Annotated in this window: 20 protein-coding genes; 10 read left to right on the forward strand and 10 right to left on the reverse strand. The window is 63.1% G+C overall.

Annotation, left to right across the window (positions count from 1 at the left end; translation table 11 throughout):
- Window positions 1-2 precede the first annotated feature (2 nt).
- From NKH13_RS17540 to NKH13_RS17555, 4 genes are all read right to left on the reverse strand, one after another.
- Window positions 3-794 carry an ABC transporter permease gene (locus NKH13_RS17540; RefSeq protein WP_352719613.1) on the reverse strand — a complete coding sequence of 264 codons (792 nt, stop codon included), beginning with the start codon at window positions 792-794 and terminating at the stop codon, window positions 3-5.
- Window positions 787-1674, reverse strand: a complete 888-nt coding sequence (locus tag NKH13_RS17545) for an ABC transporter permease (RefSeq protein WP_352719611.1) — start codon at window positions 1672-1674, stop codon at window positions 787-789. Before NKH13_RS17545 ends, NKH13_RS17540 begins: the two co-directional genes overlap by 8 nt.
- Window positions 1671-2708, reverse strand: coding sequence for an ABC transporter ATP-binding protein (locus tag NKH13_RS17550; protein ID WP_352719609.1), 1038 nt, complete (start codon window positions 2706-2708; stop codon window positions 1671-1673). The genes NKH13_RS17545 and NKH13_RS17550 overlap by 4 nt, the downstream gene beginning before the upstream one ends.
- A 127-nt stretch (window positions 2709-2835) precedes the next feature.
- Window positions 2836-3876: an ABC transporter substrate-binding protein gene (locus NKH13_RS17555; RefSeq protein WP_352719608.1), complete on the reverse strand. Its 1041-nt coding sequence runs from the start codon at window positions 3874-3876 to the stop codon at window positions 2836-2838.
- Between the two features lie 197 nt (window positions 3877-4073).
- Between NKH13_RS17555 and NKH13_RS17560 the strand changes: the two genes are divergently transcribed.
- A complete protein-coding gene (locus tag NKH13_RS17560; RefSeq protein ID WP_352913307.1) occupies window positions 4074-5072 on the forward strand; it encodes a LacI family DNA-binding transcriptional regulator in 999 nt (332 codons plus the stop codon).
- Window positions 5073-5084: 12 nt separating this feature from the next.
- Here NKH13_RS17560 and NKH13_RS17565 read toward each other — a convergent pair whose 3' ends face one another.
- Window positions 5085-5669, reverse strand: coding sequence for a TetR/AcrR family transcriptional regulator (locus NKH13_RS17565; protein WP_352913308.1), 585 nt, complete (start codon window positions 5667-5669; stop codon window positions 5085-5087).
- A 102-nt stretch (window positions 5670-5771) separates the two neighbouring features.
- Between NKH13_RS17565 and NKH13_RS17570 the strand changes: the two genes are divergently transcribed.
- The 3 genes from NKH13_RS17570 (at window position 5772) to NKH13_RS17580 (ending at window position 8628) form a co-directional block, all read left to right on the forward strand.
- Window positions 5772-6587, forward strand: a complete 816-nt coding sequence (locus NKH13_RS17570) for an oxidoreductase (protein ID WP_352913310.1) — start codon at window positions 5772-5774, stop codon at window positions 6585-6587.
- An 86-nt stretch (window positions 6588-6673) separates the two neighbouring features.
- Entirely contained in the window at window positions 6674-7621 is a 948-nt protein-coding gene (locus NKH13_RS17575; RefSeq protein WP_352913312.1) for an alpha/beta fold hydrolase, read from the forward strand.
- 5 nt (window positions 7622-7626) lie between these two features.
- Window positions 7627-8628, forward strand: coding sequence for an NADP-dependent oxidoreductase (locus NKH13_RS17580; protein WP_352913313.1), 1002 nt, complete (start codon window positions 7627-7629; stop codon window positions 8626-8628).
- Here NKH13_RS17580 and NKH13_RS17585 read toward each other — a convergent pair.
- Window positions 8621-9550 carry a sugar kinase gene (locus tag NKH13_RS17585; RefSeq protein WP_352913314.1) on the reverse strand — a complete coding sequence of 310 codons (930 nt, stop codon included), beginning with the start codon at window positions 9548-9550 and terminating at the stop codon, window positions 8621-8623. The genes NKH13_RS17580 and NKH13_RS17585 overlap by 8 nt on opposite strands.
- Before the next feature lie 157 nt (window positions 9551-9707).
- On the opposite strand from NKH13_RS17585, the gene NKH13_RS17590 reads away from it, so the two are divergent.
- Together NKH13_RS17590 and NKH13_RS17595 are read left to right on the forward strand one after the other, a co-directional pair.
- Window positions 9708-10154, forward strand: a complete 447-nt coding sequence (locus tag NKH13_RS17590; protein ID WP_352913315.1) for a FixH family protein — start codon at window positions 9708-9710, stop codon at window positions 10152-10154.
- Between the two features lie 7 nt (window positions 10155-10161).
- Window positions 10162-11361, forward strand: a complete 1200-nt coding sequence (locus tag NKH13_RS17595; protein ID WP_352913316.1) for a cytochrome-c peroxidase — start codon at window positions 10162-10164, stop codon at window positions 11359-11361.
- 27 nt (window positions 11362-11388) lie between these two features.
- Here the strand turns inward: NKH13_RS17595 and NKH13_RS17600 are convergent, their stop codons facing one another.
- Window positions 11389-11841, reverse strand: a complete 453-nt coding sequence (locus tag NKH13_RS17600) for an Lrp/AsnC family transcriptional regulator (protein WP_352568904.1) — start codon at window positions 11839-11841, stop codon at window positions 11389-11391.
- Window positions 11842-11994: 153 nt separating this feature from the next.
- Here NKH13_RS17600 and putA point away from each other — a divergent pair, with 153 nt between their 5' ends.
- Window positions 11995-15606, forward strand: a complete 3612-nt coding sequence (gene putA, locus NKH13_RS17605) for a bifunctional proline dehydrogenase/L-glutamate gamma-semialdehyde dehydrogenase PutA (RefSeq protein WP_352913317.1) — start codon at window positions 11995-11997, stop codon at window positions 15604-15606.
- A 70-nt stretch (window positions 15607-15676) separates the two neighbouring features.
- Here putA and NKH13_RS17610 read toward each other — a convergent pair whose 3' ends face one another.
- Genes NKH13_RS17610 through NKH13_RS17620 form a run of 3 tightly spaced genes read right to left on the reverse strand, consistent with a single transcriptional unit; the run spans window position 15677 to window position 19583 of the window.
- Window positions 15677-16996 (reverse strand): energy transducer TonB family protein, encoded by a 1320-nt coding sequence (locus NKH13_RS17610; protein ID WP_352913318.1) that lies wholly within the window; start codon window positions 16994-16996, stop codon window positions 15677-15679.
- Window positions 16997-16998: 2 nt separating this feature from the next.
- Window positions 16999-17430: a hypothetical protein gene (locus NKH13_RS17615; RefSeq protein ID WP_352913320.1), complete on the reverse strand. Its 432-nt coding sequence runs from the start codon at window positions 17428-17430 to the stop codon at window positions 16999-17001.
- Window positions 17431-17435: 5 nt separating this feature from the next.
- Window positions 17436-19583 carry a TonB-dependent hemoglobin/transferrin/lactoferrin family receptor gene (locus NKH13_RS17620; RefSeq protein WP_352913415.1) on the reverse strand — a complete coding sequence of 716 codons (2148 nt, stop codon included), beginning with the start codon at window positions 19581-19583 and terminating at the stop codon, window positions 17436-17438.
- Between the two features lie 288 nt (window positions 19584-19871).
- On the opposite strand from NKH13_RS17620, the gene hemP reads away from it, so the two are divergent.
- The 3 genes from hemP to NKH13_RS17635 are packed head-to-tail and all read left to right on the forward strand — an operon-like array spanning window position 19872 to window position 22068.
- Window positions 19872-20078 carry a hemin uptake protein HemP gene (gene hemP, locus NKH13_RS17625; protein ID WP_352451949.1) on the forward strand — a complete coding sequence of 69 codons (207 nt, stop codon included), beginning with the start codon at window positions 19872-19874 and terminating at the stop codon, window positions 20076-20078.
- A gap of 9 nt (window positions 20079-20087) precedes the next feature.
- Window positions 20088-21149, forward strand: a complete 1062-nt coding sequence (locus tag NKH13_RS17630; RefSeq protein ID WP_352913321.1) for a hemin-degrading factor — start codon at window positions 20088-20090, stop codon at window positions 21147-21149.
- Window positions 21150-21159: 10 nt separating this feature from the next.
- Entirely contained in the window at window positions 21160-22068 is a 909-nt protein-coding gene (locus tag NKH13_RS17635) for a heme/hemin ABC transporter substrate-binding protein (RefSeq protein WP_352721078.1), read from the forward strand.
- Window positions 22069-22072: the final 4 nt, after the last annotated feature.

The following is a 22072-nucleotide window of genomic DNA, read 5'->3' on the forward strand; positions in this document are numbered from 1 at the left end:
GGTCAGGACTTTTGGCGAAGGGTCACAATCAGGACGACGGCCACGACGATGACGGTCCACAATGTCGATATCGCCGCAATGGTCGGATCGATCTGATCGCGCAGCGACAGGAACATAAGCTTCGGCATCGTGCTGTTGCGACCACTTGCGACGAAGATCGAAATCACAGACTCATCAAGCGAAGTCAGGAACGCCATCAATGTCGCCGACAGCAAGCTGATCCGAAGTTGCGGAACGATTATTCCGCCAATGGCTCTGGCCCAGTTTGCACCGAGGCTGCGCGCCGCCTGAACCTGGTTCCAGTCAAAGCGGGCGAGCGCGGGTAGCAACACAATGCAGGCGACCGGAACGGCCAGCACCACATGTCCGACCAGCACACCGAATAGCGTTCCGATCAGATGTTGTGCAGCCAACACAAAGAAGAGGCCGATCGCAAGCAGGATTCCTGGAGTGATCGAGGGGGTTAGCAGGACGCTCTGGATCGTCGCAGCGGTCTTTCCGCCCAGCCGATTCATCGAAATGCAGGCGAGCAGCGCAAATGGCACCGTGATCAACGCCGTCAACGTCCCAAGGATCAAACTCGTTCTGAGCGCAGCCATCCACGTTGCCGAGCCGAAGAAGTTCTCATACCAGCGCAACGAGTAGGCGTGCGGCGGAAACTCGAGGAGATTCGACGCCGAAAACGAAAGCGGCACCACCACGAGCGTCGGCAGCATCAGAAATGCCATGACAAGAGCGGCAAAGCTCCAGAGCAAAATGCGGGCGAGCCTGTTTTGCGGATAGGCTTCAAGCATGGGAGGCTTCCACCGTGTTCTGGGCCATCAGGCGGCGTGCCGCCAGCAACATCACACCGATCAGCGCCATAAGAACGAGGAGCAGAATGCCCAGGACGCTCGCCGACCCCCAGTCCTGAAAGGTCGATAGTGTACGCTCGATCCGGGTAGAGAGCGGATTTACCTTGCCGCCGCCAAGCACCGCCGGCGTGATGAAAAAACCTATGGCGTAGATGAGGACGATGATCGAACCCGAGAAGATGCCGCCCGCCGAAAGCGGCATAATGACTGTGCGGACGACCTGCCTGAGAGTGGCTCCCATGCTCGCTGCCGCGCGAATGAGATTTGGGTCGATATCGCGCATCGCAGCATAAACAGGCAGCAGAAAGAGCGGCAGCATGTAGTGAACCATGCCGATGAGCGTTCCCGTGAAGTTGTAGACCAGCGGCAATGGCTCCGCCGTCAGGCCTGAACCGGTCAAAGCCGCGTTGATCAGGCCATCGCGCCGCAAGAGCACCAGCCAACCATAGGTACGCACCAGAATGGAGGTCCACAGCGGCAGCATGACGAACGCCATGAGCACGTTGGCCAGCCTTGGTCTGACGCTGGCCAGAGCCAGCGCCAGAGGGGTGCCGAGAACAATGCAGGCCGCCAGCGTACCCAAGGACAGTTCGAGGGTCGTGACGAGCGCCGACCATGTCAGTCCGCTCGAAAGGACCTTCTGGTAATTGCCGACGGTGTACTCACCCCCGGTGGTCAGGAAGGATTGCCGGATGATCCAAAGGATGGGCAGTATCGCCGCCAGTCCAACGATGAACAGCGCCGGGAGCGAAAGTGAAAGAAAAAACCGCCGCTCGCGCCGCGCATCCGCCGCGAGCGCCGGATCCCGGACGACGGTCACGCCATCGCTCCCGGTATCGCGTGTACCTTCGCTGCTGGTGCATATGCAATCATCCGCTGACCGGCGGCAAGCTCGGCGCAGCCGCCGGCCAGCGCTGCCGGAATGCAGACAAGAACCTCTTGCCCGCCGTCAAGCGCCAGCGTCAAAAGCCAGTTCTCGCCGCGGAACGCTTTGGCGCGCAGTATTCCTTCGAGAGCCACTCCGTCTCCCCCGACGAGCTTCGCATCAAGATGGAAGCTTTCGGCGCGGATCATCAGAGTTTCGCGTGATGCTTCGGCGCCATCGATTCTGCGCGCTGAGCCCGGGGCCACAATGTTAGCCTCGCCCATGAACTCCGCGACGAAGCGGGTCGATGGACGATCATAAATCCGCTGCGGCGTATCTATCTGCTGGATGCGGCCAGAATTCATCACCGCAATCCGGTCAGACATAATCAGCGCTTCGCGCTGGTCGTGGGTCACATAGATTGTGGTGATCTTTAGATGATCATGCAGACGCCGGATCTCATACTGCATGGTCTCGCGCAGATTCTTGTCGAGCGCCGACAGCGGCTCGTCCATCAACATCACGCGCGGTTCGAAGACGATAGCCCGCGCCAATGCCACCCGTTGACGTTGGCCGCCGGATAGTGCGGCAACATTGCGCTCCGCCAGACCATCCAGCTTCACGCGGGCCAAGGTATCGAGCGCCCGCTGACGCGCCTCCGCTCTCGGTATCTTGCGCAGCACCAGCGGATACGCGACGTTCGCCAGGACGTTCATGTGCGGAAACAAGGCGTAATTCTGGAATACTATGCCGATGTCTCGTTTGTTGGGCGGCAGGCGGGTGATGTCTCGGTCGCCCAAGAAAAGTTTACCGGAATCCGGCCGGACAAAACCGGCCAGAGCCATGAGCAACGTGGTTTTGCCCGATCCCGATGGCCCTAGTAGCGTGAGGAATTCGCCAGCCTGAATGTCGAGCGAAACATCATCCAGTGCGACGTAGGACCCATAAGCCTTGTGCACGCTTTCGATGGTGATCGCGAGCGACTTCATCATATGCTCCAGCCTTGAAGCGCGTCGCGTTCGACCGGCCTCGCGCGATACGCTTTAGGTTCTTGTTTTCATGCATGTCGTTGTCGCGCGCTGCACATTTTTGCGCGACATGCATTAGAGCTGAGAGTCAGCGGGCCATCATTTCATCGAAGGCTCTTTGGGCAGCCTCGCCATTCTTGACCCACCATTCTGAATTGGAAAACACCGAAGTGCCAGCATTTTCAGGCGCGGTCGCAAGGGTCTTCAGACGGTCCTCGGGAATAAGGCCACCCTCATATGCCGCAGGATTGACTGGGCCGTAGGCAATGAAATCGGTCAGCTTGGCAACGCGCGCGGGCTGCGTCATCGCTGCGATGAGCTTCATCGCGGCTTCCTTGTTCGGCGCTCCCTTCGGCACCCCAAGACAGTCCGTGCCGATGACCGAACCCTTGAACGTGTAGTCAGCCGCGCCGCCATCTGCTTTCACGGTTTGGGCCCGTCCGTTCCAGGTAATGACCAAATCCGCCTCACCGTCTTTCAGCAACTGCGCGGATTGAGCTCCCGAGGTCCACCACACGGCGACATCTGGTTTGATCGCTTCAAGCCGCTTGATGGCGCGTTCTAGCCCTTCCGGCGTGCTGAGCACGGAATAGACGTCCGCCGGTGCCACGCCGTCGGAGAGAAGCGCGATCTCGATCGAGTCTTGCGCATTGGCGCGCAACGCGCGACGGCCAGAAAATTTGGCAACATCCCAGAATTCCGCCCACGTCTTCGGCGGGTTCTGGCCATAGGTCTTGGTGTTCCACGACATGACGGTGCCATAGGAGTCGAACGGATAGCAGTAGTCGGACTTTGCACCCTCCGGCACGGATTTCGGATCGATGATCTTGTAGTCGAGTGGCTCAAGCAGCGACTGTGCGGCAGCCTGCGCGCCTTCCGGCGAACCCAGGTGGACGATATCGGTCGTGACTGCACCCGAGGTAACCTGCATCTTCAGGGCGGCCAGGCCGTCGCTCTGCGTCTCCTCGCGGACATCATAGCCAAGCTCTTTTGCAGCGGGGCCCCACATGGCCTCCTTGATGGCGTTGCCATAGTCGCCGCCTGCGGTCGTGATGGTGACCGTTTGCGCATGTACGGGCAGGGCAGCCGAGATTGCGAATGCTGTTAAGGAAATGCGTAGCCAGGACATAGGTTCTCCTCCCCAACTTTTATGGAATATCGCTTGAAAGAGCCATTATTTTGTAATCGTAACGTTACGATTGCACCTGAATACGCTGGAGTCAAGCTGCTTCCTACGGGAGTTTGGATTGACCGGGATGTCGAATCCGGTAACGTTGGCGGTCAGCAAAATCAGCCGGCGCTTTCGCAAATGAAGTCGGGCGAACAATGGCCAATCTAAAGCAGATCGCCGCGGAACTTTCCCTCTCGGTGACCACGGTGTCCCGCGCTCTGAAGGATGGGCCGGAAGTGCAGCCCTCGACCATAGCCCGCGTCAAGGAGGCGGCTAAGCGGGTCGGCTATTTGCCAAATCATCATGGTCGCGCGCTCAAAACCGGTCGAACGCAGACGCTGACTGCCGTACTCCCGATGGAAACACGAGACCATCTGTCCGATCTGTTGAAGCTTCCTTTAATCGAAGGCATGACGCTGGCGGCGCGGCAAGCCGGTTATAGTCTGTCCATCTATTCCACCACTCCCGACGACGATCCCGTTGAGAGTGTGCAGCGGCAGCTTCAGGCGCGCAGCGCAGACGGCCTGATCATCACACGCCTGGTGTCGGCTGATCCGCGCGTCAAGCTGCTGCTGGATAAACGCATGCCATTCGTCGCGTTTGGAAGAACCGACCTGGATATCGCGTATCCCTATGTCGATGTCGACAATGAACAGATTGCCTACGAGGCGACCCGGCGGCTCATGGATAAGGGCTGTCGACGCATTGCGCTGCAACTTCTCGTTCCGGAGGACCAGGCGAGCGCCATGCGTCTTTCCGGTTATGGAAGGGCAATGGCCGAGGCCGGTATTCCGATCGACCCATCGCTGATCGGTCATGGCATGTTCACCATGGAATCGAGCGCAGGCTGGTTCGATCGCTTGCTGGCGTCGTCGGATCCGCCAACGGGCCTGGCGTGCGCCAACGAACTGGGCCTTCTGGGAGCGTTGCACGCTCTCGGCAAGCGGGGTCTTACACCAGGCCGCGACGTCCACATCGTCACCCGTGACAGCACGCGGCTGGCACGCTTCCTGCCGGCAAAGATCGGAGTTCATTCCGTGGATATGGCTGGTGTTGGACGCAAACTTATCGAAGTCCTGGAGAGCCGGATCATCAATCCGCTTGGGCCGGTGGAGACAGTCTTGGTGCAAGGCAGATTCGAGCCGGCCGAATAGTCCGGGCTGCCCTCAGGAGGCCACCTTGTCTTGAACCGGCCGGATCAGCGCTTTCGCGGCATCTGCTCCCGCCGCTAGGATGCGATCCGACAATTCCGTCCCTTCCACGGCGCGCGCGAGTTGAAGAGCGCCGATGAGCGTTGCAAACATGCCCAACGCAGCGCCCTCTGGATCATTGGTCCGCGGCAGAGCTTCGGCTATCTGGCGCACCAGGGATTGAATGCGCTCGGCGTAGAGGGCCCGCGTTTCAGGCGGCTGCCGCGCGATTTCCGGCAACAACGCGGCCGAAGCGCAGCCCTTTCCAGGATTGTCCCGGTGCTCGGCCGATAGATACGTCTCTATGGCCATTTCCGGGCCGCCGGCGGCCAATGCTTCCTGCACTTGATGCGACTGAGCGTCCAAGGCCGCCGCCACGCTTTCACGGACGAGCTCCGCCTTGGACTGGAAGTGCGGATAGAAGGCGCCGTTCGTCAGCCCGGCGTCGCTCATGATGGTTGCCAGCCCGGACGCCGCGATGCCGTCAGATCGAAAACGTTCGGCGGCGACCTCCATGATCCGGCTGCGTGACGCGTCTTTTCGGCCCTTTTCGTAGCGCATGCTGCTATTCCTCTTTGCTATTGCATTATTAGCGTAATGTGATATTATGATCATAATTCAATTGATGGAAAAAATCTAGCCCTCATGATTTTGGAGCACGAAATGAAGATGAATTCGGGAAAGACCGCGCTCGTGACTGGAGCATCCTCGGGCATTGGCCGAGCCAGCGCCGAGGCACTGGCGCGGGCAGGGTTTACGGTCTTCGGGACAAGCCGCAGGGCGACAAGCAACGGACCGACACAGGTATCCATGCTGACGTGCGACGTCACCAACGGGGACTCGGTCGGCGCCCTCGTCTCAACTGTGCTCGCGCAGACCGGCCGGATCGACCTCCTGGTCAACAATGCCGGTGTCGGCCTGCTAGGCGGCGCCGAGGAATCCTCGGTCGCACAGGTACAAGCCCTGTTCGACGTCAATCTGTTCGGCGTCATGCGGATGACCAATGCGGTGTTGCCGTCGATGCGGCGGCGCGGCGAAGGGCGCATCATCAATATCGGCTCCATTCTGGGACTGGTACCCGCGCCATACTCAGCTCATTACTCGGCGGTCAAGCACGCGCTCGAAGGCTATTCGGAATCGCTCGACCACGAGGTGCGCGCCTTCAACGTCCGCGTTTCCGTCATCGAGCCGGCATTCGTCCGCACCGTCTTCGACCAGAACGGCATCGAGCCGGATTCGCTGTTGAAGGAATACGATCGGGCTCGAGCCGGGCTCAAGGCGCTGCTGGGCGATGTGATGCCCAAAGCCGATCGGCCGGAAGTGGTGGCGGATGTGGTTGTCAAGGCAGCGACCGATGCCCGTCCGCGACGGCGCTATACCGCTGGCAAGGCAGCGCGCCAGGTCAGCCTGCTGCGCCGCTTTGCCCCCGCGGGGATTTTCGACAAGAGCCTGCGCAAGCAGTTCCGACTGCCGGTCTGAACAACAGCGAGCCAGAGGATTTCACGCACATGCGACTAGCAACCACAACACATTTGGTCAGGCCCTACGAGACGGAGGCGCCAAGCATGACACATACATCCAATCGGTCGCCGCGTTCACCGGCATTGTTCCAGGACGCGCCAACGCTCTCGATCGATGTCGGCGGCACAGCATTTGCTTACAGGGAACTCGGGCCCAGGGCGGGCGTGCCGGTGATCCTGCTCAACCATCTGGCTGCTCAGCTGGATAATTTTGATCCGCGCATCGTCGACGGCCTCGCTGCGACCCGGCGGGTGATTGCCTTCGACAATCGCGGCATCGGTGCTTCGGGGGGCAAGACTCCGTCGACCATTTCCGGCATGGCGCGGGATGCAATCGCCTTTATCCGGGCGCTGGGGTTCGAAGAAGTCGATCTCTTCGGCTTTTCGCTCGGCGGCTTCGTGGCGCAGGAAATAGTGCTGACGGAGCCTAAGCTCGTGCGCAAACTCATCCTGGCTGGAACGGGGCCGGCCGGTGGGCAAGGCATCGACAAGGTGACGCCGCTGACGATCGTGGACATGATCAAGGGCGCGCTGACTTTGCGGGATCCGAAATACTATCTCTTCTTCACAAGGACGCCGAATGGGCGCCGCGCCGCAAACGCGTTTCTGGGACGGCTGAAGGAGCGCCGGAATAACCGGGACAAGGCGGTATCGCTGAGCGCCTTCGGCGCGCAACTCAAGGCGATCAAGGCCTACGGACTGCTGGCGCCGCAAGACCTGAGCGCCATCCGCATTCCCACTTTGGTTGCGAATGGCGACCAGGACAGGATGGTGCCGAGCAGCAATACCTACGATCTCGCTAGGCGTATCCCGGGGGCGCATCTGGTTATCTATCCGGATGCCGGGCATGGCGGGGTATTTCAGAACTACGCCGATTTTGTCCCGAAAGCCCTGTCCTTCCTCGAGGCTGAGGCCTTGCCGCAGGGCGGCTATGCAGCTGAAAACGTTCGGCTTGTTTCGTCCGGAACAGCAACAGACATTCTTAGAAAGTAACTGCCATGAAGGCATTCGTTGTCGATAAGTATAATAAAAAGGGCACCCTGCGGCTGGCCGAAATGCCGGAGCCGGAGCTCCAGGACAGCGATGTTCTGGTCGAGGTCCATGCCGCAGGGGTGAACCTGCTCGATTCCAAGGTCAGAACCGGAGAATTTAAACTCATCCTGCCCTATCACCGGCCCTTCACCCTGGGCCACGACGTGGCCGGGAAGGTTGTTCGCGTGGGATCCAAGGTCGGCAAGTTCAAAGCCGGCGACGAGGTCTATGCGCGGCCGCGCGATGGCCGGATTGGGACATTCGCCGAATTCATTGCCGTCAATGAAGCCGACGTGGCGCTCAAGCCTGAGAATCTCAGCATGGAAGAGGCGGCCTCGATTCCCCTGGTCGGTCTCACCGCCTGGCAGACGCTTATCGACAGGGCAAACCTGAAGAAGGGACAGAAGGTGTTCATTCAGGCTGGTTCCGGCGGCGTCGGGATATTTGCTATTCAGTTGGCCAAGCACCTCGGCGCGACCGTTGCGACAACCGCCAGCGCGGCGAGTGGCGATCTGGTGAAAAGTCTCGGCGCCGATGTCGTCGTCGACTACAGGAAAGACGACTTCGAGAAAGTTCTGTCGGGCTACGATGTCGTCTTGAACAGCCAGGACGCCAAAACACTGGAAAAATCTCTGAGCGTGCTGAAACCGGGTGGGAAGCTCATCTCCATCTCGGGTCCGCCGGATCCCGAATTTGGCAGGGAAAAGGGACTGAATTTGATGCTGAGGCTGGTGCTGCGCCTACTCAGCCGCGGAATTCGGGCCAAAGCCAAGCGCCGTGGTGTGCAGTTTTCGTTCCTTTTCATGTGGGCGCAGGGCGATCAGCTGAGCAAAATCACCGCCCTCATCGAAGCCGGCGCGATCCGCCCGGTTTTGGATCGGGTCTTTCCATTCGAAGCGACCAATGACGCCCTGGCCTATGTCGAAACAGGACGCGCCAAGGGCAAGGTCGTCATCAAGGTCAGATAGCAGGCGCCTCGAACGCTGCCCTCAGCGTCTCGAACGGTGCCAGCGCGCCGCGCACCTGCACGACGGCGGCGGCGACGCGATGGGCGCGCAGCACGGCTTCTGCCGGGGCATGGCCGGCAAGGCGAGCGGCGAGATAGGCGCCGTTGAAGGAGTCGCCGGCGCCGGTGGTGTCGACCGGGTTGGCCACGTGTACCGCCGGCACCGATTGCAAGGTTCCGTTTTGCGCGATCAGCGCCGGTTCCTCGCCGTTCTTGACGACGACTTCGCCAACCAGTTTTCGCAGCCGTTCAGCTGTTTCCTGCGATGTCGTATCACCAAACAGCATCTGCTCATCGGGAAAGGTGGGTAGTGCGATGTCGGCGACGGCGAGCGCCTCGAGGATCGCGGCCTGCGCTTCCTCGCGCCGGCGCCACAGCCGCAGCCGGTAGTTGGGATCGAAGGCGATCAGCGAGCCGGCCGCGCGCGCCTTGGCCACGGCCGTCAGCAGCACCTCGCGTGCGTCGTCGTCGAGGATTGCCAAAGTGATTCCGGAAAAATAGACAAGCGCCTGGTTTTCAAGGCTTTTCTGCAAAGCGGCTGGGTCCGAAGCCAACTGCCTTGCGGCCGCATCGGCCCGCCAATAGGTGAAAGAACGTTCAGCGCCGGTCAGCGTGATCGCATAGAGGCCGGGGCGGGCGCCCGCTATCACCGGGCTGGCGCCGATGCCGATGCCGTTCTCGGCCAGGAACTTGATCTGGTCGCGTGAGAACGGGTCGTCGCCGAAGGCCGACACATAGGTCGCCGGCCGCTCGCCGCTCAAGGCATGCAGCGCCCACAAAGTGTTGAACGTGTCGCCGGCAAAGCCCATGCGCCAGTTCGGCCCGACCTGCCCCGAAAGCTCGAGCATGCACTCGCCGATCGAGGCGATGCCGTTTCCTGCCATGAAGTACTCCTCCATCCTGCAATTGCGGTGCTGTAGCTTTTTGCTGCCGGCAGCGCCATGCTTGGCGACGGCGGATTCTTGCACTGGGGGCAATTTCCCACAGGGGCGTGGGACGCGATCTGCCCAGCGAAACGTTATCCGCAGAACAGGAATAGGTTTGGCATCGTTATGGCGTTATCTTCTTGGAGGCCTCGGCTTGGCTACCTTGCTCGCCGGCGTGCTGGCCGTCGTCTATCTGACGGCGCCGCATGCGCCGCAACCAAGCTCGGACGTAGGCCGTTCCAAGACGGCAGCGAACAAGCTGTTCGTGGCGACTTTCGAGCCCGAGAAGGGCGTCATCCGGCAGGGCGAACTGGAATCCTGGCTGCTGACGCTGAGAACCGTCGAGGGTGCGCCGGTGGAAGGTGCTGCGATAACGATTTCCGGCGGCATGCCGCAGCACAAGCACGGTCTGCCGACCAGCCCGCAGGCGACCGATTACCTCGGCGAGGGGCGCTATCGCATCGACGGCGTGAAATTCACGATGAGCGGGTGGTGGCAATTGCATTTTGCCATTTCCGCTGCGGCCGGTTCGGACACTGTCGTCTTCAACGTGGTGCTGTGAGCCACTGATGGCCCGGTTTTCCAGTCTTCTCGCGTTGGTGGTGGTGGCCGTGCTTGCCGGCTGCGGCAGACCGGAGTTTTCCGATGCCGAAAAGCAGACCATCGCCTCGCTGGCCCTGTCCAAGCTGCCGCCGCTGAAGCCCGACACCACCAATCGCTTCGCCGATGTGCCGGCCGCAGCGGCACTGGGCTCGACGCTGTTCTTCGACACCGGGATGAGCGGCGACGACACGGTATCGTGCTCGACCTGCCACAAGATCGACCGCCAATTCCAGGACGACCTGCCGCAAGCTGTCGGCGTCGGCCGCACCAACCGTCGTACCATGCCGTTGGCCGGCGTCGCGCATGATCCCTGGTTCTTCTGGGACGGGCGGCGCGACAGCCTGTGGGCGCAAGCGCTGACACCGCTCGAAAATCCGCTGGAGCAGGCCGGCAACCGCGCCGCCTTCGCGCATTACATCAAGGCCCGCTTCGGCGAGCGCTACGAGCGCATCTTCGGGCCGCTGCCTGACCTTTCGAGCGTGCCGGCCAATGCCAGCCCGCTCGGCACCGATGCCGAGAAGGCGGCCTGGAACGCCATGCCCGCCAGCCAAGCCGAGGACGTCAACCGCGTCTTTGCCAATATCGGCAAGGCGATCGCCGCCTTCGAGCGCTCGATCGCGCCGCCGCAGACACGCTTCGACCGCTTTGCCATCGACCTGGCTGCGGGCGCCGAGCCGAAAGGCGACGCCGCCTTTTCGCCGGAGGAAATCCTCGGCCTGAAGCTGTTCATCGGCAAGGCCAATTGCGTGACCTGCCACAATGGCCCGCGTCTTACCGACGGCAGCTTCCACAACACCGGCGTGCCGCCGGTCGCGGGCCTGCCGCCGGATCGCGGCCGTGTCGACGCGGTGGCGCAGGTCGAGGCCGATCCGTTCAACTGCTTCGGTGCCTTTCGCGACGGCGATGCCAGCGCCTGCCGCGAACTGCGCTTCATGGTCAAGGCCGGGCCGGAACTCGTCCGTGCCTACAAGACCCCGTCGCTGCGCGGCGCGGCCACCCGTCCGCCCTACATGCATGCCGGGCAGTTTTCCTCGCTCGACGAAGTGGTGGCGCATTATTCCAAGGCGCCGGCAAGTGTCGAAGGCACATCCGAGATCCATCCGCTGCAGCTTTCGGATCGCGAACGCGCGGCGCTGGTGGCGTTTCTGAAGACGCTGGCGGAGTGAGGTTGGCGGGACAACAGCAGCGCTCTCCTACCGATCCTTCACCGTCTCCATCGCCACGAAGGTCGAGGTCTGGGCGACGTGCGGCAGGGCCGAGATGCGCTCGCCGAGCACGCGGCGGTAGGCGGCGATGTCGGTGGTGCGGACCTTCAGCAGATAGTCGAAGCTCGACGCCATCATGTGGCACTGCTCGATCTCCGGCACCGCCTGCACGGCGCGGTTGAAGGCGTCGAGCGCGGCCGAGCGGGTGTCGGACAGTTTCACCTGGACGAAGGCGACATGGCCTTCGCCCATGCGCTCACGGTCGATGATCGCCTGGTAGCCCCTGATGAAGCCGTCCTTCTCCAGCCGCTTGACTCGAGCCTGCACCGGCGTCTTCGACAGGCCGACTTTCGCCGCCAGATCCGACATGGAAAGCCGGCCATTGCTACCCAACGCCGACAGGATGTTCCTGTCGATCCGGTCCAATTGGTCTTCTGTCATTGGATTCCTGGTCGAATTGGAGGTGATCAGTCCTAATGATAGATCGATCGACCTGTGCTGTCGATTTCTTTGGACCGACTGGAATCCCTACTTATGTTAGCTTGCGCCATTCGGTCCGGTGACCGCCGGCCCGCTCCCTTATACAGGACCGCCATGCCAGCGCTCGACACCATCCGCCAGCAGATCCGTGCCAATTATTTGCCCGACGAAGACCAGGCGGTGAAGCGGCTGGCCGAGGCGGCCGGGCTGTCCGCGCAAGACCGCAAGGCGATTTCGGCCCGTGCCGCCGATCTGGTGCGCGCGGTGCGCGGCTCGTCCGATCCGCGGCTGATGGAGGTCTTCCTGTCAGCCTATGGTCTCTCGACCAAGGAGGGCGTGGCGCTGATGTGCCTGGCCGAGGCGCTGCTGCGCGTGCCCGACACCGAGACGATGGACGACCTCATCGCCGACAAGATTGCGCCGCACGACTGGTCGGCGCATTCGGGCGGCTCGAGCTCGATCTTCATCAATGCGTCGACCTGGGCGCTGATGCTGACCGGCCGCGTGCTCGACGAAGGCGAGGGCGGCATCGAAGGCACGCTGCGCGCCATGGTGCGCCGGCTGGGCGAGCCGGTCATCCGCAAGGCGGTGGCGGCGGCGATGCGCGAGATGGGCGAGCAATTCGTGCTCGGCCGCACCATTGCCGAAGCCGTCAGGCGCGGCCGGCCGATGACGCAGAAAGGCTATCTCTATTCCTTCGACATGCTGGGCGAGGCGGCCCGCACCGAGGCCGACGCGCTGCGCTACCTCAAGGCATATGCCGACGCCATCTCCTCGCTCGATGCCGGCGCCAACGGCCCCGACATCCGCCAGAATCACGGCATCTCGGTAAAACTGTCGGCGCTGCATCCGCGCTATGAAGTGACGCAGAAGGAAAAGATGCTGCCCGTCATGGCCGAGCGGCTATTGTCGCTGGCGCTGGCGGCGCGCCATTCGCGCATGGGCCTCAACATCGACGCCGAGGAAGCCGACCGCCTCGATTTGTCGCTCGACGTCATCGAGCGGGTGCTGGCCGAGCCGGAGCTTGCCGGCTGGAACGGTTTTGGCGTCGTCGTGCAGGCCTATGGCCCGCGCGCCGCCTTCGTTATCGACTGGCTCTACGAACTGGCGAGGAAATACGACCGCAGCATCATGGTGCGGCTGGTCAAGGGCGCCTATTGGGACACCGAAATCAAGCGGGCGCAGACGCTCGGGCTCGACGGCTATCCGGTCTTTACCCGCAAGGCCAACACCGACGTGTCCTACCTGGCCTGCGCGAAGAAGCTGTTGGCGATGACCGATCGCATCTATCCGCAATTCGCCACCCACAACGCCCACACCGTCGCCGCCATCCTGTCGATGACGACGGACCGCGATACATTCGAGTTCCAGCGGCTGCACGGCATGGGCGAAGCACTGCACGAGACGGTGCGCAAGGCCGAAGGCACGCGCTGCCGCATCTATGCGCCGGTCGGCGCGCATTCCGACCTGCTCGCCTATCTGGTCCGCCGGCTGCTGGAGAACGGCGCCAACTCCTCGTTTGTCCACCAGCTCACCGACGAGGAGGTCGAGCCCGAGGACATCGCCCGCGACCCGCTCGAAACGGTGGAGAAACAAGGCCCCGCCGCCAATCCGGCGATCGTGCCGCCGTCGGCGATCTTTGGCCCCGGCCGGCGCAATTCCAGGGGTTTCGACATCACCGACACGCTGACGCTGGCGGCGATCGACAAGGCCAGGGCCGAGTTCGCCGGGCCGGAGCGCTGGCACGCCAAGCCGGTCAGCCGCGCTGCCGGCTATGGCAAGCAGCGTCCGGTCGTCAATCCGGCAAAACCTTCGGAAGTGGTCGGCACGGTCAGCGAGGCCGGCGCCAAGCAGGTCGAGACCGCCGTGCGCATCGCCGTCGAGGCACAACCGGCATGGGCAAGACGCCCGGTCGCCGAGCGCGCCGCCATCCTCAACCGGGCGGCCGACCTCTATGAGGCGAACGCCGTCGAGTTCTTCGCGCTGGCCTCACGCGAGGCCGGTAAGTCATTGGCCGACGGCGTCGCCGAGGTGCGCGAGGCGGTCGATTTCCTGCGCTACTATGCGGCTGAGGCCGCCAATGGCGAGGCGGGCACCGAGGCGCGCGGCGCCATCGCCTGCATCTCGCCGTGGAATTTCCCGCTGGCCATCTTCACCGGGCAGATTGCGGCAGCACTCGTCACCGGCAATTCGGTGATCGCCAAACCGGCCGAGCAGACGCCGCTGATCGCCTTCCGCGCCGTCCAGCTGCTGCGCGAGGCCGGCGTGCCGGAAGACGTCATCCAGCTTCTGCCCGGCGACGGTCCCTCGGTCGGCGGCCCGCTGACCGCCGATCCGCGCATTGCCGGGGTCTGCTTCACCGGCTCGACCGAGGTCGCCAAGCTGATCGAAAAGCAGCTCGCCGACACCGCCGCGCCCGACGCCATGCTGATCGCCGAGACCGGCGGCCTGAACGCCATGATCGTCGATTCCACTGCGCTGCCGGAACAGGCGGTGCGCGACATCCTCGCCTCCGCCTTCCAGAGTGCCGGCCAGCGCTGCTCGGCATTGCGCATGCTCTACGTGCAGAAGGACGTCGAGAAGAAGATGCTTGAGATGCTGAAAGGCGCGATGGAAGCGCTCAGCCTCGGCGACCCGTGGCGGATCTCGACCGATGTCGGCCCGGTCATCGACGACGAGGCGCAAGCGTCGATCCGCGACTATTGCACCAAAATGGGCCTGCAGGGCCGGCTGATTGCCAAGCTCGAAGCACCGAAGGACGGCCGCTTCGTTGCGCCGCACGTCTTTCGAGTCAAGGGCATCGAGGAGTTGGAGCGCGAGGTGTTCGGCCCGGTGCTGCACGTCGCCACCTTCGATGCCGACGAGATCGATGCGGTGATCGCCGCGATCAACCGCAAAGGCTATGGCCTGACCTTCGGCCTGCACACCCGCATCGAAGGCCGCGCCCAGCATTTCGTCGATGGCATCCATGCCGGCAACATCTATGTCAACCGCAACCAGATCGGCGCCGTCGTCGGCGCGCAGCCGTTCGGCGGCGAGGGGCTTTCCGGCACCGGGCCGAAGGCCGGCGGGCCACATTATCTCCGGCGCTTCCGCAAGGGGCCGGAGGCCGGCACCCATCTTGCCGAAGGCCGCAAGGTGACTGCGACCGAGCTCGCCGACAATCTGCCGGACCCGGCGTTTGGCGGCTGGTCGACGCGGCCGGATCGCGTCGCCATCCTGAGGAAACATCTGCGCGGCAAGGGCGCCGCGGCCATCGGCGCTGCAGCCGCCGTCGATTTCGGCCAGGTCGACCTGCCCGGGCCGACCGGTGAGGCAAACACGCTGTCGCTGTCGCCCCGCGGGCGCGTGCTCTGCCTCGGTCCCGACGCGGATACGCTGCTTGCCCAGGCGATCCAGGCGCTATCCGCCGGCAATGCGGTGCTCGCCGTCGCGCCCGGCGCGCCGGCAGCGCTGTCGGCGCTGACCGGCAAGGGCCTGCCGCTGGCGGCCATCGACGGTAGACCGGACCCGGTCGAAGCGCGCTCGCTGCGGGTCGATGTCGTGGCCTTTTCTGGCACGCCCGAGGCCGCGCGCATCGTGCGCAAGGTCATCGCCGAGCGCGCCGGCCCGATCGTGCCGCTGGTCAGCGAAGTCTATTATCCGGCCGCCTATGCGCACGAGCGCGCCGTGTGCGTCGACACCACGGCGGCGGGCGGCAATGCCAGCCTGCTGGCTGCGGCCTGAGGGTTTCGCTACGGCTCGCTCATCGCGGGCAGGGGCGGCGCCGACTTTGGTGCCCGCATGAGGACGATCGTTACCTAATACCGAGCGGCACTTCGAACTGCCAGGCCGAGCGACCGGCTCCGTCTGGAATAGGGGGAAACGGAGAAGCCCGGCGGACTGCGTCGAGTGCGGCCTTGTCCAGCGCGGCAACACCCGAACTGCCCGTCAGCCTGGCCGACCGGACGCTGCCGTTCGAGCCGACGGTAAAGGCAACGGTAGCCGTGCCAGTGGCGCGCGTGCGTGTCGAATTGAGGGCCCGCACCAGCTTTGACCGGATCTTGCCGGGATAGTTCGTGACGGCTGCATTGCCGACGCCTGATTTGCCGCCCCTGCTGGCGGTCAGGATCTTGCCGTCCTTCTTGCCGTCGGCCGTGCCGCGCGCGACATCCGTTTCGTCACGGCCGCCGGAGCCGGTCTTTCTCTTCTTGGAATCGGCTTTGGCAAGTGCCTTGGCCGCCTTCTTGCGCAGGGCCGGCTTTTCAGGCTCGTTTGGTTCGGCCTTCTTGGCCGGCTTGTTCTTTGCGGTTGCCTTCTTCGGCTGCTTGGGCTCCGGCCTGTTCGGCTTCGGTTCTTCCGCCGCGCCGACGGTCTCGGTCGTCTGAACTGTTTCGGCTGGCGTCGGATCGGCTGGTGCCGGTGCGCTTGTCTCGGCAGGCTCGGCCGTTTCGGTGGCGCTGACTGGCGGCGGCACGGCATTGTCGTCGGCAGGCACCAGCCTGTCGGTCGCAAGAATGTCGGGCGATGGGTCCTGGCGCGCCGGCTGCGCAGGTGCCGGCTCTGTGCGATCGGCAAGTGCAGTTTCTTTGGCGGCCTCGCTGACCGGCTCGACCACCTCGATGTCCGACGTCTTCGCCGCGTCAGTGACCGGCTGGAGTGTCTCCTCAGCCGCGGTCGCCTGCGCCTCGACCGTTTCGACGGGCTTGGCGTCGAGCATGGTCACCATCGTTACGTTGGCCACTTCCGGGTCGTCTCCGACATCGCCGGCCGCCTGCTGCGGCTCGGCGCCGAGCAGCATTTCGCCTTGCTGGTCGGCACCCTCGATCCTTGGCCGGTCGTCCGGCAGCGTGAGAAAGGCCAGCGCCACGGCTACGTGGAATGCGCAAGAGCAGGCGATCGCGACCGTCCAATTGCGGCGCCGCTGCTTCTGTCGTGCCTGCCGCAATGGCTCCACTGGTACCGCAGTCAAGTCGCCGTCGGCATCGGCGATGTAACTGTCTTCCGGCCTGTCGCGCGGCGAAACACGCGGCGCCCCGCGCGGGATGGCGAAATCCGGATCGTCCGGCTCCGGCGGCAGCAAACCGGCTAGCGGCCACGCCACGGTGTTTCGCGCGAATGCGGGTTCCAGTCCCAAATTCAGACCCCGAAGGCGATGCCGGTCCTGGTCTGCGTCTTCAGCCCGCGCATGCAGGCATTCGGCTCGGCGCCGGCGCATTCCGTGGCGCTGTTGATCAACACGCGGCTAACCTTGCCGCAATCGGTGCCGGCAAGGTCGAAACGCGTCACCTTGGTCTTGCCTGACGGCAGCTCCTTGAAATCGAGCACGGTCAGCCGATCGACGACACCGGCCTCGTTGAACAGCGCGATCTCGAATGCCGCCTTGGACAGACCGGCGCCGAGATTGTTGGTGACCACGAAGGTCAGGCGGCAGCCCTTGTCGGAAGGCTGCGCGCCGTTGAGCTCGAGGAGAAGCGCCGGCGCTTGCTGTTGTGTCCATGCCGGAGGCGCCGCAAGCGATATTGCCAGCACCGCGGCGAACAGACGAAGGGATGCCGTCATGCTTGTCATTGTCGTCAGCCTCCAAACCTCATCGTCGCCGCCAGCTTCAGGGTGACGCCGGGCTCGTAGACGACACTCGTGGTCGACGCGTTCAGCGGGTTGGCATATTTGACGTCGAACAGATTGTCGGCGCGGAAATCGACCTTGAAATTGTCGGACGCCTGATAGCTGGCGAAGGCATTGACCAGCGTATAGTCCTTGGCCACCGCGTTGCCCTGCGGCTTGCCGTTGTATTGCACCTCACCGCCGATGGTCAGCCTGTCCTCGAGGAAGCGAAAGCCGAGTTGCCCGGTGACCTGGGAGGAGGGGACGGTGACTAGGTCCGCCCGTTCGCCTTCATAGGAAATCGTGTGGCCATCGGTGAACGAGGCGGAAAGGCCGGCAAAGCCCCACGCTGCGTCGTAGACGCCCTCCATCTCGAAGCCGTGAATCTTGGCCTTGGCGAAATTCTGATACTGGAAACAGATCGGTATGCCCGGACCGAACGGGCAGCCGCTGGTAGGGTCGAACGCCGATAGAGTTACGCCGTCGATGTAATCGTCGACATTGTTGTTGAAATAGGCCGCCTTCAGTCGCAGCGCGTCGTCGGCCTGGATGACGCCGTTGGTGCTGTAGTTGACGCCGAATTCCACGGTCTTGCCGGTTTCGGGCTTGAGATTGGGATTGGGGAGGAACGGGAAGCTGACGCCTGCCGGATGATTGCCGCTGATCAGCGTCTCCGACAGCGACGGAGAACGGTAGCCTTCCGCATAGGTGCCGTAGAATTGCAGCCCGGAAAGGCTGGCGGTTTCGAAGGGCGAAATGCCCACTGTGATGCGTGGCGACAGCCGGTTGCCAGAGGTTTCGCCGACATCGCTGTCGAGCTTGTAGCTATCGTAACGCAGCCCGGCGATGACCTCGAGCCAGTCCCAGGTGAGCTTGTCCTGAACGTAAGCGCCGGAGACGTTTCTATCGCCCGAGGGCGTGTAGAAACTGTCGCCGCCCGCCGTGCCGCCTGTCTCGACATCGTCGGCAACCCAGTCGCCGCCATAGGTCAGCTCATGCGCAATGCCGACGGTCTCGAATCTCGACGTGTTCCAAATGTCGATGCCGGAGGTGCCGATGTCGAACGTCGATTTCGAACCCGCCGGCAGAACCACAGGCAGGCCGGTGACCGGATCAAACCGGTTTTGCGCGACAAGGGTCGTCAGATCGAGCTTGGTCTTGTTGTAGGAGGCGTTGATGTGGAGATCGAGCCAGCTCTTGTCTTCGTCGGTGATGTTGTAGCGGGCCGTGAAGGTATTCGCCTTCAGGTCGGCGTCGTTCACCGGCGCGCTGCCGCTGGTCTCGGTCCATCCGTCGTTCGAGCCGATCCAACCGAGCTTCAGCTCGCTGTTTTCGCTGGGGCGGATGGTCGTCTTGAGCAGGCCGCTCAAGACATCGAAGCCAGTGCCCGCTACAGTGTCGCCGCCGCCATACTTGTAGTCGTCAAAGTCGCGGTAGACGATGTTGCCGAGCACGTCCCAATTCTCGTTTATCCGGTACGCGCCGGTGGCGCTGGTGCTCCAGCCTTCGCCGTTGGTTTCGTAGCGCCCGGTCGCGGATGCCGCCCAGGTCTCGTCCGGCTTGAGGAAATCCTGAGCATCCTTGGTGTCGAAAAAGACGACGCCGCCGATCGCCCCGGAGCCGTAGGTATTGGCGACCGGGCCGCGGATCACATCGATGGATTTGATCAGTTCGGGATCGATGTAGAAGGTCGATTGCGTACCGTGATCCGAGCGCTGAAAATTCTGACGGGCGCCGTCGACGATGACGGAGACGCGGCCGAAATCCTGCAGGCCGCGGATGTTGATGCTGGAACTGACACGCCTTGCGTCGGCCTGGACGGCGACACCCGGCACACCGAACAGCATCTCGTTGGGCGTCGTCGCCATGCGGCGCTCGAGCTGTTCCTCGTCGACATGACTGGCTGAAGCAAGCGACTCGATCGCCGTCTCGCCGGTACGGCTGAGGATCAGGATCTTGTCGAGCAGCGTGGTACCCGCCGGGGCCGGCTTTACCTTTTCGGGCTGTTGAGACGGGTCAGTCTGCTGCTGGTCGGCTGCCGGTTGGGCGGCCTGCTGGGCGCCGGCCGGTGTGGCGAGCAGCGGGATCGCCGCCGCGCCGGCCAGCAACGCGGCCATTTTGCTTGCCATAGACCCCATTTTGCTTGCCGTCGACCAGTGTGCCAGGCCGCTGCCCGCCAGCCGTCCCCAATTCGCCAACCCCATGCTGGAACTCCAAGAATCCATGTTCGATGCTGGCTGGCTTGGGGCTCGCTGGCATTTTTCATCGCGTCCGGCGTCTTAAATGTTGACTCATTTACTCCGGTATTGCACTGCTAGATAACATGACCATTCGAGTCAAGAATTGAATCGGCATTTCACGCAGGCGCCGAGCCAGATGCCCGGCACAAAACAGGGAGCGAACCCATGAACACGCACAATCCCAGCGACTTTCGCTATCGCGTCCGCCGTTCCGACGAAAATTCCGTCCGTTTCGACCGGGTCCAATCGGCCGTGAGAACGCTGTCCAGCAACACGCTGTTCCAGGGCGAGCACGAGATCGGCATCGAGCATCATGGTGCGCTGTACCGGCTGAAGATCACCCGGCAGGGCAAGCTCATCCTCAACAAGTAGGTGGTAGAAATGGACCAGCGCGTAAAACCCGCCCCGCACGAGATCCGGCGGGCACGGGCAGACAATCCGAAAATGCGCGAGCGCGACCTCGCCGCCCAGCTCGGTATTTCGGAGGCCGAACTGGTCGCCGCGCATTGCGGCGACGGCGTCGTGCGCGTCGAGCCGCGTGTCAACGACCTTTTGACTGGCCTCGAAGCTGTCGGTGAGGTGATGGCGCTGACCCGCAACGAAAGCGCGGTGCACGAGAAGATCGGCGTCTACGACAAGGTCGTCACCGGTAATCACAATGCCATGGTGCTCGGCGAAAACATCGACCTGCGTATTTTCCCGAAAGTCTGGGCGCACGGCTTTGCCGTGGAAAAGCGCGACGGCGCCGACATCCGACGCAGCCTGCAGTTCTTCGACACCGCAGGCGAGGCGGTACACAAGGTGCATCTCAGGCCAGCATCCAACCTCTACGCCTATCAGAGGCTGGTGGCCGGGCTGGAATCGCCGAACCAGGAACCGACGGTGGCGATTTCAGCGGGCGTGCCTGACGACGAGACCGAGACTGCGGACAATTCGGCGAGCGTCGACGATCTGCGCGACCGCTGGAGCCAGCTGACCGACGTGCATCAGTTCTTCGGCATGTTGAAGACACTGAAGCTCAGCCGCCGCCAGGCGGTGCGCTTGGTCGGCCAGGATTATGCCTGGCTGGTCGATAAGGATGCGGTGAGCGCCATGTTCAACCACGCCGCTGCTGGCGCCATGCCGATCATGTGCTTTGTCGGCAATCGCGGCTGCATCCAGATCCATTCCGGCCCCGTCGCCTCGATCAAGCCGATGGGACCATGGCTCAATGTGCTCGACGAGACCTTCCATCTGCACCTGCGGACCGATCACATCGATGAGGTCTGGGCCGTGCGCAAGCCGACCAAGGACGGCCATGTCACATCGCTCGAAGTCTATGGCGCCGACGGCAAGATGATCATCCAGTTCTTCGGTAAGCGGCATGAGGGCGAAAGCGAGCGCGAAGACTGGCGCTTTCTGGCCGAAAACCTGCCGCGTATCCCAAGCCCGACCGCAGCCTGAGGAAACGATGATGGTTCTATTCTCCAGGCTGGCATCGGTCTCCAGGTCGGCGCTTGGTCCTGCGGCCGCTGTTTTCCTGGCGTTCGCCGTGCTGATGCCGGCTCAGGCCGCCGAAGGCATCGCGACTTTCGCCGACCGCTCAAGGATCGTGGCCATCGGCGGCTCGATCACCGAGATCGTCTACGCGCTCGGCGAACAGGATCGCCTTGTCGCGCGCGATTCGACCAGCCGCTATCCGCAAGCGGCGGCGGAGCTGCCGGATGTCGGCTACATGCGCCAGCTGTCGCCGGAGGGTGTGCTGTCGGTCAATCCGTCGGGCATATTGGCACTGCACGGCAGCGGACCGAAAGAAGCCGTCGACGTCTTGAAGAAATCAAGCATCCCGTTCATCGAGGTGCCCGAGCGCTATGATAATCAAGGCATTCTGGAAAAGATCCACATCGTCGGCAAGGCGCTCGGCACCGAGGCCAAGGCCGATGCGCTGGCGGTCCAGATCGACGCCAGGCTGAAGGCAGCCGAAAAGCAGACCGCCTCGATCAAGGAGCGCAAGTGCATCCTGTTCGTGCTGTCGATGCAGGGCGGCAAGCTGCTTGCCGCCGGCAGCGACACCGCAGCCGACGGCATCATCAAGCTTGCGGGCGGCATCAACGCCATCGACGGCTTTGCCGGCTACAAGCAATTGTCGGACGAGGCAGTCATCACAGCCAGGCCCGACGCGATCCTGATGATGAACAATGCCGGGCCGGCAACCGCGGATGACGAATTGTTTTCGAACCCTGCCGTGGCTTCGACGCCGGCGGGTGCCGCCCGCAAGCTGATCCGCATGGACGGCGGCTATCTGCTCGGCTTCGGCCCGCGCACGGCCGACGCTATCCACGACCTCGCCGTCTCGCTCTATGGCGGCCAGGTCACGGATTGAGCGC

The organism is Mesorhizobium sp. M1348 (assembly GCF_040317925.1).
GTDB lineage: Bacteria > Pseudomonadota > Alphaproteobacteria > Rhizobiales > Rhizobiaceae > Mesorhizobium.

What these genes read in the sequence shown, in the direction of transcription:
- NKH13_RS17635 (WP_352721078.1), top strand. Translation starts at nt 21,160, where the DNA reads ATGGTTCTATTCTCCAGGCTGGCATCGGTCTCCAGGTCGGCGCTTGGT.
- NKH13_RS17595 (WP_352913316.1), top strand. Translation starts at nt 10,162, where the DNA reads ATGGCCCGGTTTTCCAGTCTTCTCGCGTTGGTGGTGGTGGCCGTGCTT.
- NKH13_RS17580 (WP_352913313.1), top strand. Translation starts at nt 7,627, where the DNA reads ATGAAGGCATTCGTTGTCGATAAGTATAATAAAAAGGGCACCCTGCGG.
- NKH13_RS17620 (WP_352913415.1), bottom strand. Translation starts at nt 19,583, where the DNA reads ATGGCCGCGTTGCTGGCCGGCGCGGCGGCGATCCCGCTGCTCGCCACA.
- NKH13_RS17555 (WP_352719608.1), bottom strand. Translation starts at nt 3,876, where the DNA reads ATGTCCTGGCTACGCATTTCCTTAACAGCATTCGCAATCTCGGCTGCC.
- putA (WP_352913317.1), top strand. Translation starts at nt 11,995, where the DNA reads ATGCCAGCGCTCGACACCATCCGCCAGCAGATCCGTGCCAATTATTTG.
- hemP (WP_352451949.1), top strand. Translation starts at nt 19,872, where the DNA reads ATGAACACGCACAATCCCAGCGACTTTCGCTATCGCGTCCGCCGTTCC.
- NKH13_RS17575 (WP_352913312.1), top strand. Translation starts at nt 6,674, where the DNA reads ATGACACATACATCCAATCGGTCGCCGCGTTCACCGGCATTGTTCCAG.
- NKH13_RS17560 (WP_352913307.1), top strand. Translation starts at nt 4,074, where the DNA reads ATGGCCAATCTAAAGCAGATCGCCGCGGAACTTTCCCTCTCGGTGACC.
- NKH13_RS17600 (WP_352568904.1), bottom strand. Translation starts at nt 11,841, where the DNA reads ATGACAGAAGACCAATTGGACCGGATCGACAGGAACATCCTGTCGGCG.
- NKH13_RS17615 (WP_352913320.1), bottom strand. Translation starts at nt 17,430, where the DNA reads ATGACAAGCATGACGGCATCCCTTCGTCTGTTCGCCGCGGTGCTGGCA.
- NKH13_RS17570 (WP_352913310.1), top strand. Translation starts at nt 5,772, where the DNA reads ATGAAGATGAATTCGGGAAAGACCGCGCTCGTGACTGGAGCATCCTCG.
- NKH13_RS17630 (WP_352913321.1), top strand. Translation starts at nt 20,088, where the DNA reads ATGGACCAGCGCGTAAAACCCGCCCCGCACGAGATCCGGCGGGCACGG.
- NKH13_RS17540 (WP_352719613.1), bottom strand. Translation starts at nt 794, where the DNA reads ATGCTTGAAGCCTATCCGCAAAACAGGCTCGCCCGCATTTTGCTCTGG.
- NKH13_RS17585 (WP_352913314.1), bottom strand. Translation starts at nt 9,550, where the DNA reads ATGGCAGGAAACGGCATCGCCTCGATCGGCGAGTGCATGCTCGAGCTT.
- NKH13_RS17565 (WP_352913308.1), bottom strand. Translation starts at nt 5,669, where the DNA reads ATGCGCTACGAAAAGGGCCGAAAAGACGCGTCACGCAGCCGGATCATG.
- NKH13_RS17550 (WP_352719609.1), bottom strand. Translation starts at nt 2,708, where the DNA reads ATGAAGTCGCTCGCGATCACCATCGAAAGCGTGCACAAGGCTTATGGG.